Below are 12,984 nucleotides of genomic sequence, written 5' to 3' on the forward strand. Positions count from 1 at the left end.
CCCCCCCCCCCCCCCCCCCCCCCCCCCCCCCCCCCCCCCCCCCCCCCCCCCCCCCCCCCCCCCCCCCCCCCCCCCCCCCCCCCCCCCCCCCCCCCCCCCCCCCCCCCCCCCCCCTCCACCCGAATGAGAACGCCGGTTGACGGCACGGACCTCGGAGCGCCCCCGGACCTCAGGGCTTTCCCGGCCTCAGGGCCTCCCGGCCTCAGAGCGCCCCGGCCGGATGCTGGGCGCGGCTCACGTCGTACACGCCGGGCACCTCGCGCATCGCGCGCATCAGCGCGGGCAGGCCGGCCGCGTCCGGGAGCCGCAGCGTGTAGGTGTGCCGTACGCGCTGTTCGCTCGGAGGCTCGACGGTGGCGGAGATCACCGCGGCGTCGGCCCCGGCGATCGCCTCGGTGAGGTCCGCGAGCAGTCGGGGGCGGCCGAACGATTCGGCGACCAGCGTCACCCGGCACGCCTGCTCGTCGCCCCAGCTCACCGCGACCGGTGTCCGCCCGACCGCCTCCATGCGGGCCACGGCGGGGCACTCCAGCCGGTGCACGGTGACGGCGGCGCCGCCGCGTACGGGGAAACCGGTGACCTCGTCGGGGGGCACGGGCGTGCAGCAGCCGGCGAGCCGTACCGCGGCGTCCGGGCGCTCTGCCACGGCGGTAGCGGTGCGGGCGCGGGCGGTCCTGGGCCCCGAGGGCGGGGCCGGCTGCGGGTCGGGACCGGCCGGTACGCCGGGCTGCCCGGCTTCCGCCGTCTGCGGGTGGGCGTCGAGCCAGCCGGTGATGGCGATGCGGGCGGCGGGTGTGCGCGCGTGGTCGAGCCAGTCCGGTGAGGGGCCGGACGCGGCGTCCTCGGCCAGCAGCGGCTCCACGGTGTCGCCGTCCTTCAGCACGGTGCTCAGCGTGGCCAGCCGGCCGTTCACCCTGGCCCCGATACAGGCGTGGGCGGCGTCGCCGTGCTGGGCGTAGGCCGCGTCGACGCAGCTGGCGCCGGCGGGCAGGCCGAGCATGCCGCCGTCCGTGCGGAAGACGGTGATCTCGCGGTCCTGGGCGAGGTCGGCGCGCAGGGTCGTCCAGAAGGTGTCGGGGTCGGGCGCGGACTGCTGCCACTGGAGGAGGCGGGAGAGCCAGCCGGGGCGGGTGGGGTCGGCGCGTTCACCGTCGGCCGGTTCGACGGTCTGGGGGGCGCTGTCGGAGGCGTACGGATTACCGAGGGCGACGACGCCGGCCTCGGCGACCTTGTGCATGCGGTGCGTGCGGATGAGGACCTCGGCCACCTCGCCGTCCGGGCCCACCACCGCGGTGTGCAGCGACTGGTACAGGTTGAACTTGGGGGCGGCGATGAAGTCCTTGAACTCGGAGATCACCGGGGTGAAGCAGGTGTGCAGCTCGCCGAGGACGGCGTAGCAGTCGGCGTCCTCACCGACGAGCACCAGGACCCGTCCGAAGTCGCTGCCGCGCAGTTCGCCGCGTTTGATGCGGACGCGGTGGACGGAGACGAAGTGGCGGGGCCTGACCAGGACCTCCGCGGAGATGCCGGCCTCGCGGAGCACCGAGGCCACGTTCCCCGCCATGGCGCCGAGCGGGTCGGTGCCGTCGGCCGCCTCGGTGATCAGCGCGTCGGTGCGCGCGTACTCCTCGGGGTGGAGGATGGCGAAGACCAGGTCTTCCAGCTCGGTCTTGAGCGCCTGGACGCCGAGCCGTTCGGCGAGGGGGATCAGCACGTCGCGGGTGACCTTGGCGATCCTGGCCTGCTTCTCGGGCCGCATCACGCCGAGGGTGCGCATGTTGTGCAGCCGGTCGGCGAGCTTGATCGACATGACGCGGACGTCGTCCCCGGTGGCGACCAGCATCTTGCGGAAGGTCTCCGGTTCGGCGGCGGCCCCGTAGTCGACCTTTTCGAGTTTGGTGACGCCGTCCACGAGGTAGCAGACCTCCTCGCCGAACTCTTCCCGCACCTGGTCGAGGGTCACCTCGGTGTCCTCGACGGTGTCGTGGAGCAGGGAGGCGGTCAGCGTGGTCGTCTCGGCGCCCAGCTCGGCGAGGATGAGGGTGACGGCGAGCGGATGGGTGATGTAGGGCTCGCCGCTCTTGCGCATCTGCCCCCGGTGCGAGCTCTCGGCGAGCACGTAGGCGCGCTGCAGGACCGAGAGGTCGGCTTCGGGATGGTGGGCCCGGTGCGCTTCCACGACATGCGCGATGGCGTCGGGGAGCCGGTCGCGGGAGACCGGGCCGAAGAGCGCGGCTCTGCCGAGCCTGCGGAGGTCGATCCGGGGACGGCCCCGCCTGCGGATGGGAGCACCTGGGCTGGTGGCCTCTGCACTCATGGGGGCACCTCCGGCGACGTCGACCGGCGGTGGGGAGGCGGGGCGCGCCTCCGGGCCGGTGCTTGATGCTACCGAGCCCACCACGTGGCGGAGCCCCGCTCTCGCCGAGCGTGAAACGGATCACCCATTCGAGCGAAGCGTTACTCGTTCGGCGTTTCGAGCCAGGCCGGATCGATCATGCCCTCGGCGACGATGACGGCCGGTCCGGTCATGTCGATCCCGCCGTCCGGGTGCTCCGTGATGGCGAGGCTGCCGCCGGGGAGGTCGACGGTGTACGTGACGGGCTCGCCGGTCCTCGCGGGGTCGGCCTGGTCCCGGCGGGCGGCCGCGACGGCCACCGCGCAGGCGCCCGTGCCACAGGAGCGGGTCTCGCCGGAGCCGCGCTCGTGGACCCGCATGGCGACGTGGCGGGGGCCCCGGTCCACGACGAACTCGATGTTGACGCCCTCGGGGTAGACGGCGGCCGGGGCGAAGGACGGCTCGGTGAGCAGGTCGCCGGCGTGGGCCAGGTCGTCCACGAAAGCGACCGCGTGAGGGTTGCCCATGTTGACGTTGCGGGCGTCCCAGGCCCGGTCGCCGACGGTGACGGTGACGCTGTCGGCGGGGAGCAGAGCGCGCCCCATGGAGACGGTGACATCGCCGTTCTTGGCGAGGTGCACCTTCTTGACCCCGCCCCGGGTCGCGACCGCGAGGTCGCCCGCCTCGACCAGGCCGGCGCGCTGGAGGTAGCGGGCGAAGACCCGCACACCGTTGCCGCACATCTCGGCGACGGAGCCGTCGGAGTTGCGGTAGTCCATGAACCACTCGGCGTCGTCGGCCATCGTCCTGGCCTCCGGATGCGCGCCGGAGCGCACGACGTGCAGCAGTCCGTCGCCGCCGATGCCCGCGCGGCGGTCGCAGAGCCGGGCGACGACGGAGGCGGGCAGGTCGAGGGCGTTCTCCGGGTCGGGAACGATCACGAAGTCGTTCTCGGTGCCGTGGCCCTTGAGGAAGGCGATCTGCGAGGTGGTCACGGGACAACTGTACGAGGCGGCGCCCACAGCCGGGAAACGGTCCGCAGCGCGGCGGGCGCGCCGAGCGCTCCCCGCCCCGGGGCTCCCGGCCGGTCAGCGCAGCCGGGCCACGCGCCAGACCGCGAGCGCGACGAGCACGGCGCAGACCCCGGCGTAGAGCGCGATCACGCGCCAGTCCGGGCGCTGCGACGAGCCCCTGGAGGGCAGTCCGGGCCAGGCGTACCCGACGCGGCGGGCGGCCATCATGGACCACCCGGCGGCGCAGCAGCTGATCAGGAGGCCCAGCATGGCGACGACCGCGCCGCCGTCGCCGAACTCGAAGGCCAGCGGAAAGGCGAACATCAGCGAGCCCACCGCGGCCAGCGTGACGATGGGCGCGAGCTGCCAGATGCGCAGCCGGCGGGCGGGCCGCAGCTCGACCTCGACCTCGGGGGTCACGTCGAGCTCGTCGGGCCCGTCCGGGCTGAGGCTGTCCACCTCACGCCCGTCACCCGGTGCGCCGTGTTCCGGTGCGTCTTGTTCCGTGTCGCGAGGGCCGGCCTCCATCGCCACGCGCCCTCCCAACTCGGACTCCAGTCGATCGATGCTCGATGATGGCACGGCCGCGGTCGCCGAAATGACGGGCGGAGCGTCCCGATGCCATCACGTGATCAGGCTGTAACCGCCCGTTCGACCAACGCCAGTGCCTGGCCGGGGAGTTCCCCGCGGTGCTCCACGGCACCGCTGAGCCATCGGACGCGCGGGTCGCGGCGGAACCAGGAGTCCTGACGGCGCGCGAAGCGTTTGGTGGCGCGCACGGTCTCGGCGCGCGCCTGGTCCTCGGTGCACTCGCCTGCCAGTGCGGACAGCACCTGCTGGTAGCCGAGGGCCCGCGAGGCGGTACGCCCTTCGCGCAGCCCCTGCGCCTCCAGGGCGCGCACCTCGTCCACGAGTCCCGCTTCCCACATGCGGTCGACGCGCAGGGCGATGCGCTCGTCGAGTTCTGGGCGCTCCACGTCGACCCCGATCTGGACGGCGTCGTAGACCGCGTCGTCGCCGGGAAGGTTCGCGGTGAACGGCTTTCCGGTGATCTCGATGACCTCCAGGGCCCGGACGATGCGCCGGCCGTTGCTCGGGAGGATCGCGCGGCCGGCCTCGGGGTCGGCGGCGGCGAGCCGGGCGTGCAGTGCTCCGGAGCCGTGCTGGTCCAGCTCCGCCTCCAGGGCGGCCCGGACATCGGGGTCCGTACCGGGGAACTCCAGGGCGTCGATCGCGCCCTTCACGTACAGGCCGGAGCCGCCGACCAGGATCGGGGTGCGGCCATCGGCGAGGAGCCGGTCGATCTCGGCGCGGGCGAGGCGCTGGTACTCGGCGACGCTGGCGGTCTCGGTGACGTCCCAGATGTCCAGCAGGCGGTGCGGTACGGCGGCACGCTCGGCGAACGTCAGCTTGGCGGTGCCGATGTCCATCCCCCGGTAGAGCTGCATGGAGTCGGCGTTGATCACTTCGCCGCCGAGCTGCTGGGCGAGGTACACCCCCAGGTCGGACTTTCCTGCTGCGGTGGGACCGACGACGGTGATGACCCGAGGTGCGGGAGCTGAGCTTGTCACCGGCTCAGTCTCCCTCAAACCTGCGCCGCGTATCCCGAATGAGGGAAGCCCGGGCGGGGAAGGTGACGCGACAGTGCGGTCTTCCCCGTACAGTGGTTGTACATATGGGTTATTTCTCACAGTTTCCGAGCGGAGAAGGTGCCCGATGGGCTTCATGGACAATGTGAAGGCGAAGCTGGCTCCGGCGAAGGAGAAGGTCAGCGACCTCGCGCAGCAGCACGGGGACAAGATTGACCAAGGGCTTGAGAAGGCCGCCCGGACGGTGGACCAGAAGACCAAGGGCAAGTACAGCGACAAGATCGTGACGGGCCGGCAGAAGGCCAAGGACGCCGTGGACAAGCTGGCGAACAAGGACGGCGGCACGACGCCGCCGCCCCCGCCCGCAGCCTGAGGCAGAATGCGTAAAGGGCCCCGGAGCGGCGACCGCTCCGGGGCCCTCGGCGTGTCCCCCGGGCGTCAGGACCAGGTGGCGACCAGGTAGCCCACTCCGTAGGGCACGTCCTCGTACAGCAGCCGGCCGGCCAGACCGGCCCCCTCGGCCGCCCCCGCCAGCACCTGCCAGGGCGCCCGCCCCGCGGCCTTGAGCTCGTACGCGAGTGCCTCGTCCAGCGCGGCCAGTGCCTCCGGGTCGGCGGCGCCCAAGGCTCGCGCGGCCTCCGCGTCGAACGCTGCCGCGCGCTCGTCCAGGTAGCCCGGGGCCTTCAGGGTGCGGCAGGCGCTGCCGTCGCCCATCACCAGCAGGGCGACCCGGTCCGCCCGGCGGGCGAGCTCCCGCCCGGTCTCCGTACAGCGCGCGGTCTCCAGCGGCTCGCCCACGCCCAGGCCCTCCACGGGGGCGGCGGCCCATTCCGTACGGGCGAGGAGCCAAGCGCCCACCGCGAGCGAGGGCGGAAGGGGGCGGCCGTCGCGCTTTCCCCGGTCCCGGCCGAGCCGGACCTCCAGATCGACGCCGAACTCCCGGAAGCCGCCGACGGCCCCCTCGGGGTGGGCGCCGCGCCCGGCGGGCTCGGCCGGACCGATCACCACGAGCAGGTCGGGCCGGGAGGCTGCGAGGACGCCCAGGGCGTCGGTGCACGCCCTTCTGGCGTCGTCCAGCTCGGGCGCGGCACCGGCGGCGACGTCGGGGACGAGCAGCGGCGGACAGGGGCAGACAGCGGCGGCGACAAGCATGGTCGGCAGCGTACTGCGGCCCCTCCCCCGGACTGACCGGGCGGCCCGGCCGAAGCAGCCGCTTCCGGCCCGGGCGGCCCCTACCCCCCGTACCTCAGTCGCAGCCGCAGCCCGGGGCCGCCGTCGCGGGCAGGGGCGCCGGGGCGCCGATGCCGGGCAGGCCGAGCATGACGCCGGCCGGCCTGGCGGCCTCGGCCGCGTTGCGCTTCTCCCAGGCGTCGCCCGAGCGGGTCCGGCGCACGGCGGCCGGGGTGCCCTCGGCGAGCAGGTGGTGCGGGGCGGCATAGGTGATCTCGACGGTCACCACGTCACCGGGGCGGACGTCCTGCTCCGGCTTGGTGAAGTGGACCAGGCGGTTGTCGGGGGCGCGGCCGGACATCCGGTGGGTGGCGCCGTCCTTGCGGCCCTCGCCCTCGGCGACCATGACCTCCAGGGTGCGGCCGACCTGCTTCTTGTTCTCCTCCCAGGAGATGTCCTCCTGGAGGGCGGACAGGCGCATGTAGCGCTCCTGGACGACCTCCTTGGGGATCTGGCCCTCCATGTCGGCGGCGGGGGTGCCGGGCCGCTTGGAGTACTGGAAGGTGAAGGCGTTCGCGAAGCGCGCCTCGCGGACCGCGTGCATCGTCTGCTCGAAGTCCTCCTCGGTCTCACCGGGGAAGCCGACGATGATGTCGGTGGAGATCGCGGCGTCGGGCATCGCGGCCCGCACCTTCTCGATGATCCCGAGGAAGCGTTCCTGCCGGTAGGAGCGGCGCATCGCCTTGAGGACCTGGTCCGAACCGGACTGCATCGGCATGTGCAGCTGCGGCATGACGTTCGGCGTCTCGGCCATGGCGGCGATGACGTCGTCGGTGAAGTCGCGCGGGTGCGGCGAGGTGAAGCGGACGCGCTCCAGGCCCTCGATCTTCCCGCAGGCGCGCAGCAGCTTGGAGAACGCCTCGCGGTCGCCGATGTCGGAGCCGTACGCGTTGACGTTCTGGCCGAGCAGGGTGATCTCGGAGACGCCCTCGGCGACCAGGGCCTCGATCTCGGCGAGGATGTCGCCGGTGCGGCGGTCCTTCTCCTTCCCGCGCAGGGCCGGAACGATGCAGAACGTGCACGTGTTGTTGCAGCCGACGGAGATCGAGACCCACGCGGCGTAGGCGGACTCGCGGCGGGTGGGCAGCGTGGAAGGGAAGGCTTCCAGGGATTCGGCGATCTCGACCTGCGCCTCCTCCTGGACGCGTGCGCGCTCCAGCAGCACGGGCAGCTTGCCGATGTTGTGCGTGCCGAAGACCACATCGACCCAGGGCGCCCGCCGGACGATGGTGTCGCGGTCCTTCTGGGCGAGGCAGCCGCCGACGGCGATCTGCATGCCGGGGCGCTTGGTCTTCATCGGGGCGAGCCGGCCGAGGTTGCCGTAGAGCTTGTTGTCCGCGTTCTCGCGGACCGCGCAGGTGTTGAAGACGACGACGTCGGCGTCTCCGTCGGAGCCCTCGGGCGCGCGCACGTAACCGGCGTCCTCCAGGAGCCCCGACAAGCGCTCGGAGTCGTGGACGTTCATCTGGCACCCATAGGTGCGCACCTCATAGCTTTTTCTGACGTCCACTGCTTCGCTCCGGTTGCCGCTGCTCATGGGACAAGGGTAGGTGGTGTCCGGGCTCCCTCCGTCTCGGGCGGGCGATCCGACGACGCCCCTGGCCACGGCCGGGAACGACCTGGCAGGATCGCCGCCATGCTCCCGGCCCTGTCCCGAATCGGCCGGCGTCGCTCCTTGCGGGCGGGCGCCGCCCTCACCGTCGTGCTCGGACTCCTGCTCTGGTGGCTGCTCCCGCTCGGCGACCCCGCGCCCACCGGCTCCCTGTCGTTCAGCACGGGGGTGCGCAGCGGCGTCTACCAGCGCTACGGGGAGCGGCTGAAGGGGGCCCTGGCCAAGGATCTGCCCGATGTATCGATAAATCTCCAGACGAGCGAGGGCTCGCAGCAGAACCTGGCCAGGGTCGCGGCGGGCGAGGCGGACTTCACCATCGCCACCACCGATGCCGTCGCCACCTATCTGCGCGCCCGCAAGCCCGGCTACCAGCGGCTGCGTGGCTGTGTCCGGCTGTACGACGACTACATACAGCTGGTCGTGAAGAGGGACTCGGACATCGACAGCGTGGCCGATCTGCGCGGCCGCAAGGTCGCGGTGGGCCAGTCGGGGTCGGGGGTGAAGCTGGTCGCGGACCGGCTGATGACGGCCGCCGGTCTCGATCCGGTCAACGACGTGACGCCGTTGCCGGTGGGCATCGACACGATGCCGGAGCTGTTGGAGGAGGGCGGGATCGACGCGTTCTTCTGGTCGGGCGGGCTGCCCACATCGGCGGTGACCGATCTGTCGGACCGGTTCCCGATCCGGCTGGTCCCGCTGGAGGAACCGCTGATCAAGGAGCTCCAGGCGGCGGGCGGTTCCACCCGCTACTACCGGTCGGCCGTGATGCCCGCCGACGCGTACCGCAACGCTCAGCAGGGCCAGGCCGTACCCACGGTGGCGGTCGCCAATGTGCTGGTCACCACGGACCGCACGGACGCGGCGATGACCGAGGCGTTCACGAGGACCGTCATCGACAGCCGCGACCGCATCGGGCGCGAGGTGCACGCGGCGCAGTTGGTGGACCTGCGGACGGCCATCTACACCGATCCGCTCCCGCTGCACGAAGGGGCGAAGCGCTACTACCGCTCGGTCAAGCCGTAGCGCACTCGCTCCTCAGCCCTTGGGGTCGTGGCGCGGCACGGAGACCGTCACGCTGAGCCCGGACGGTTCCTTGCGCGCGTACGAGAGCGAGCCGCCGCCCGCCGCCAGGAGCGCCTGCGAGATGGAGAGGCCGAGGCCCGAGCCCTGGACGTTCTGGTGCTGGGAGCTGCGCCAGAAGCGGTCGCCGACGCGTTCCAGCTCCTGGTCCGTGAGGCCGGGGCCGCCGTCCGCGACGACCACCGTCACGTCCTGGCTGCCGGAGGCGACGGTGACGCGGACTTCCTCGTCGGCCGGCGTGAACTTCAGGGCGTTGTCGATGATGGCGTCGAGGGCGCTGGACAGCGCGATGGGGTCCGCCCAGGCGGTGACGGCGGGCGGCCCGTCGGCCCGGAGCCGTACGCCCCGCTCCTCGGCCACCGGCCGCCAGGACGCGACCCGTTCCGCGGTGAGGGCGCCGATGTCGGTGAGCCGGAGATCGCTCTCGGCGTGCTCGGCGAGCGCGAGGTCGAGGAGGTCGTCCAGGACCTGGCCGAGGCGGCGGCCCTCGGTGCGCACGGAGGCGATCTCCTCGTTGCCCTCCGGCAGTTCGAGGGCGAGCAGTTCGATGCGCAGCAGCAGGGCGGCCAGCGGGTTGCGCAACTGGTGGGAGGCGTCGGCGACGAAGGCGCGCTGCTGCTCCAGCACGTCCTCGACGTTGTCGGCCATCTCGTTGAACGAGCGGGCCAGCCGCCTGAGTTCCGGCGGGCCGCCGGACGCGGCGACCCGGGAGCGCATCCGGCCGCTGGCGATGTCGTGGGCCGCGGCGTCCAGGGTCTTGACGGGCAGCAGGACCCAGCCGGTGAGCCGGATCGCGGCGCCGACGGCGACCAGCATCGCGACCGCCTCGCCCGCCGCGATCAGCAGCCAGCCGCGGATCATGTCGCCGCGCATCTGTCCGGTGGGCGAGTCGATGACGACGACGGCGATGACGTCCCCGTCGCGCACGACGGGCGAGGCGACGACCACGCGGCCGTTCTGCCAGGGCCAGACCTGGGGCGGGTCGTGGCTGCGGCGGCCGAGCAGCGCCTCGCTGAACGCGGCGCGCCCCTCCCCCTCGACGGGCAGCCGCCAGGCGTCCGGGGCCTTCGCCATGGCGGAGTCGTCGCGGTAGAAGACACCGGCGCGAATCCCGTACACCGAGTTGTACGTTTCCAGCTCGGTCTGGAGGGTACGGCGCCGTTCGTCGTAGCCGCGGGTGCGCTCGGTGATGAACTGGGCGAGGGCCGCGAAGCGTGCCGTGTCGTCGATGCGGTCGATCACGACGCGCTGCTGTTCGGCGGCGGCCACACTGACGGCGAGCGGAAAGCCGAGGGCGAGCAGGACACTCGCCATCAGGATGATGAGCAGCGGGAGCAGCCGGGTACGCACCGGGGACGTATGCCTTTACGCGGACGGGGAGACGAGGCGGTAACCGACCCCGCGCACCGTCTCGATCAGGGCGGGCAGCCGCAGCTTGGAACGGAGCGAGGCGACGTGCACCTCCAGCGTGCGGCCCGTCCCCTCCCAGCTGGTGCGCCACACCTCGCTGATGATCTGTTCGCGGCGGAAGACCACACCGGGCCGCTGGGCGAGCAGCGCGAGCAGGTCGAACTCCTTGCGGGTGAGCTGCACTTCCGTCCCGTCCACGCTGACGCGGCGGGTAGGCAGCTCGATGCTGACGTGCCCCAGGCGCAGCGCCGCGACGGGCGTGGACACGGTGTCCTCGTTGCTCGCCTTCCGCCGGCTGACGGCGTGGATGCGGGCCAGAAGCTCTCCGGTGTCGTACGGCTTGGTCACGTAGTCGTCGGCGCCGAGGTTGAGTCCGTGGATGCGGGAGCGTACGTCGGCACGGGCGGTGACCATGATCACCGGAACGGAACTGCGCTTGCGGATCTTGCCGCACACCTCGTAGCCGTCCTGGTCGGGAAGGCCGAGGTCCAGGAGCACGACGCCGAAGGGCTCGCTGTCGGTGGGCAGGAGCGCCTGCAGCGCCTCGTCGCCGCTGCGGGCGTGGACCACCTGGAACCCGTGCCGGGCGAGGATCGCGGACAGGGCGGCGGCGACGTGGTTGTCGTCCTCGACGAGCAGCAGTCTCATGGCCCCCCTCTGGCAGTGGTGTGTCGGCGGTCGGTCCGTACGGTCGTGTACGCCCCCGGTCACTTCCCCGTTCCGGGGTGTTTCACGTAGGGGTGTACCAGGGAATCCACGCCGATCGAAGGTGGACAGTCAAGGGCCTGTCCGATGTATCCGGGTTTCCGTTATGCACCCGGTACGCCCGGTGCGGCAGGCGTGACGTCCCCTTCACGCGGAGTGTCCGGTTGCCGCCGGATCGTTATGCTCAATTTCCGCTCAGATGTAATGACGCTGGTAGCACTGCGTCACTAGGGTCCTTCCCAACCGAGGAGGACGGAGCAAGAAGCCGATGAGCGGAGTTTCAGTGACCAAGGGCGCCGAGGACGCTGCACCCGCGCCCGCCGGCGATCTGGTTGTGCTGAGCAACGTCAACAAGCACTTCGGCGCGCTGCATGTGCTCCAGGACATCGACCTGACGATCGCCCGCGGCGAGGTCGTGGTCGTCATCGGGCCGTCCGGGTCCGGTAAGTCCACGCTGTGCCGCACGATCAACCGCTTGGAGACGATCGACTCGGGCGCGATCACGATCGACGGGAAGCCGCTGCCCGCGGAGGGCAAGGAGCTGGCGCGGCTGCGTGCCGACGTCGGCATGGTCTTCCAGTCGTTCAACCTCTTCGCCCACAAGACGGTCCTGGAAAACGTGATGCTCGGCCAGCTGAAGGTCCGCAAGACGGACAAGAAGGCGGCCGAGGAAAAGGCGCGTTCGCTGCTCGACCGGGTGGGCGTCGGAACCCAGGCCGACAAGTACCCCTCCCAGCTGTCCGGCGGTCAGCAGCAGCGCGTCGCAATCGCCCGGGCCCTGGCGATGGACCCGAAGGTCATGCTCTTCGACGAGCCGACCTCCGCGCTCGACCCGGAGATGATCAACGAGGTGCTTGAGGTCATGCAGCAGCTCGCCCGCGAGGGCATGACCATGGTCGTCGTCACCCACGAGATGGGCTTCGCGCGCTCCGCGGCGAACCGGGTCGTCTTCATGGCGGACGGGAAGATCGTCGAAGAGGCCACGCCCGACCAGTTCTTCAGCAACCCGCGCAGTGACCGGGCCAAGGACTTCCTGTCGAAGATCCTTCACCACTGATGGAGCCTTCAGCACCGGCTTCCGTATCTGCTGATCACTCGCATCACGTCAATTCTAGGGAATCCCACCATGCAGCTTCGTAAGGTCACCGCCGCCTCGGCCGCCGTGCTCGCTCTCGCCCTCACCGCCACCGCCTGTGGTTCCGACGACAAGGACGACTCGGCCGGTTCGGGCGGTGGCAAGAAGATCACCATCGGCATCAAGATCGACCAGCCGGGCATCGGCCTGAAGACCCCGGACGGCAAGTTCACCGGCTTCGACGTCGACGTCGCCACGTACGTCGCCAAGGAGCTCGGCTACGACGCCAAGAACATCGAGTTCAAGGAGACGAAGAGCGCTGACCGCGAGACGGCGATCTCGCGCGGTGACGTCAAGTTCATCGTCGCCTCCTACTCGATCAACGACGAGCGCCTGCAGAAGGTCGACTTCGCCGGTCCGTACCTGCTGGCCCACCAGGACATCCTGGTCCGCGCGGACGACGACTCGATCAAGAAGCCCGAGGACCTGAACAACAAGAAGCTCTGCTCCGTCGCCGGTTCGACCTCGGCGCAGAACGTCCACGACAAGCTGGCCCCGAAGGCGCAGCTGCAGGAGTACGGCGGCTACTCGGAGTGCCTGACCGGCCTGGAGAACAAGGCCGTCGACGCGCTGACCACGGACGACAGCATCCTCGCCGGGTACGCCTCGCAGGACGTCAACAAGGGCAAGTTCAAGCTGGCCGGCTTCAAGATGACCAACGAGAACTACGGCATCGGCCTGAAGAAGGGCGACGCCGACCTCAAGAAGAAGATCAACGACGCGCTGACCAAGATGGTCAAGGACGGTTCGTGGGACAAGGCGGTCGAGACCAACTTCGGTCCGGCCGGTTACAAGAACGAGCCCGCCCCGAAGATCGGCAACGTCGTCAAGTGAAGCAGGGTTGACCGGGGTCCGGAGCTCTTCTCGGTCAGCGG

12 protein-coding genes are annotated in these 12,984 nt (G+C 71.3%); 4 read left to right on the forward strand and 8 right to left on the reverse strand.

Features of this window, described 5'->3' with window-relative positions; translation table 11 throughout:
- Positions 1-202: 202 nt before the first annotated feature.
- The 4 genes from ACN6LM_RS35580 to miaA form a co-directional block, all read right to left on the reverse strand.
- Positions 203-2,317, reverse strand: a complete 2,115-nt coding sequence (locus tag ACN6LM_RS35580; RefSeq protein ID WP_445069564.1) for a RelA/SpoT family protein — start codon at positions 2,315-2,317, stop codon at positions 203-205.
- A 140-nt stretch (positions 2,318-2,457) separates the two neighbouring features.
- On the reverse strand, positions 2,458-3,330 hold the full coding sequence (gene dapF, locus ACN6LM_RS35585; RefSeq protein ID WP_445069565.1) for a diaminopimelate epimerase: 873 nt from the start codon (positions 3,328-3,330) through the stop codon (positions 2,458-2,460).
- A 93-nt stretch (positions 3,331-3,423) separates the two neighbouring features.
- Positions 3,424-3,876, reverse strand: a complete 453-nt coding sequence (locus ACN6LM_RS35590; RefSeq protein WP_445069574.1) for a hypothetical protein — start codon at positions 3,874-3,876, stop codon at positions 3,424-3,426.
- A gap of 104 nt (positions 3,877-3,980) precedes the next feature.
- On the reverse strand, positions 3,981-4,919 hold the full coding sequence (gene miaA, locus ACN6LM_RS35595; RefSeq protein ID WP_445069566.1) for a tRNA (adenosine(37)-N6)-dimethylallyltransferase MiaA: 939 nt from the start codon (positions 4,917-4,919) through the stop codon (positions 3,981-3,983).
- A 145-nt stretch (positions 4,920-5,064) separates the two neighbouring features.
- Between miaA and ACN6LM_RS35600 the strand changes: the two genes are divergently transcribed.
- Positions 5,065-5,310, forward strand: coding sequence for an antitoxin (locus ACN6LM_RS35600; protein ID WP_445069567.1), 246 nt, complete (start codon positions 5,065-5,067; stop codon positions 5,308-5,310).
- A gap of 65 nt (positions 5,311-5,375) precedes the next feature.
- On the opposite strand, the gene ACN6LM_RS35605 is transcribed toward ACN6LM_RS35600, so the two are convergent.
- Together ACN6LM_RS35605 and miaB are read right to left on the reverse strand one after the other, a co-directional pair.
- Entirely contained in the window at positions 5,376-6,089 is a 714-nt protein-coding gene (locus ACN6LM_RS35605; protein WP_445069568.1) for a hypothetical protein, read from the reverse strand.
- Positions 6,090-6,183: 94 nt separating this feature from the next.
- Positions 6,184-7,704, reverse strand: coding sequence for a tRNA (N6-isopentenyl adenosine(37)-C2)-methylthiotransferase MiaB (gene miaB / locus ACN6LM_RS35610; RefSeq protein WP_445069569.1), 1,521 nt, complete (start codon positions 7,702-7,704; stop codon positions 6,184-6,186).
- 99 nt (positions 7,705-7,803) lie between these two features.
- Here miaB and ACN6LM_RS35615 point away from each other — a divergent pair, with 99 nt between their 5' ends.
- Positions 7,804-8,802: a TAXI family TRAP transporter solute-binding subunit gene (locus ACN6LM_RS35615; RefSeq protein ID WP_445069570.1), complete on the forward strand. Its 999-nt coding sequence runs from the start codon at positions 7,804-7,806 to the stop codon at positions 8,800-8,802.
- Between the two features lie 12 nt (positions 8,803-8,814).
- Here ACN6LM_RS35615 and ACN6LM_RS35620 read toward each other — a convergent pair whose 3' ends face one another.
- Together ACN6LM_RS35620 and ACN6LM_RS35625 are read right to left on the reverse strand one after the other, a co-directional pair.
- Positions 8,815-10,209, reverse strand: coding sequence for a sensor histidine kinase (locus tag ACN6LM_RS35620; protein WP_445069571.1), 1,395 nt, complete (start codon positions 10,207-10,209; stop codon positions 8,815-8,817).
- Positions 10,210-10,224: 15 nt separating this feature from the next.
- A complete protein-coding gene (locus tag ACN6LM_RS35625) occupies positions 10,225-10,917 on the reverse strand; it encodes a response regulator transcription factor (protein ID WP_161206536.1) in 693 nt (230 codons plus the stop codon).
- Between the two features lie 325 nt (positions 10,918-11,242).
- Between ACN6LM_RS35625 and ACN6LM_RS35630 the strand changes: the two genes are divergently transcribed.
- Positions 11,243-12,031, forward strand: a complete 789-nt coding sequence (locus ACN6LM_RS35630) for an amino acid ABC transporter ATP-binding protein (protein WP_445069572.1) — start codon at positions 11,243-11,245, stop codon at positions 12,029-12,031.
- A 69-nt stretch (positions 12,032-12,100) separates the two neighbouring features.
- Positions 12,101-12,943, forward strand: coding sequence for a glutamate ABC transporter substrate-binding protein (locus ACN6LM_RS35635; RefSeq protein WP_445069573.1), 843 nt, complete (start codon positions 12,101-12,103; stop codon positions 12,941-12,943).
- Positions 12,944-12,984: the final 41 nt, after the last annotated feature.

Source organism: Streptomyces sp. SAS_281 (assembly GCF_052542855.1).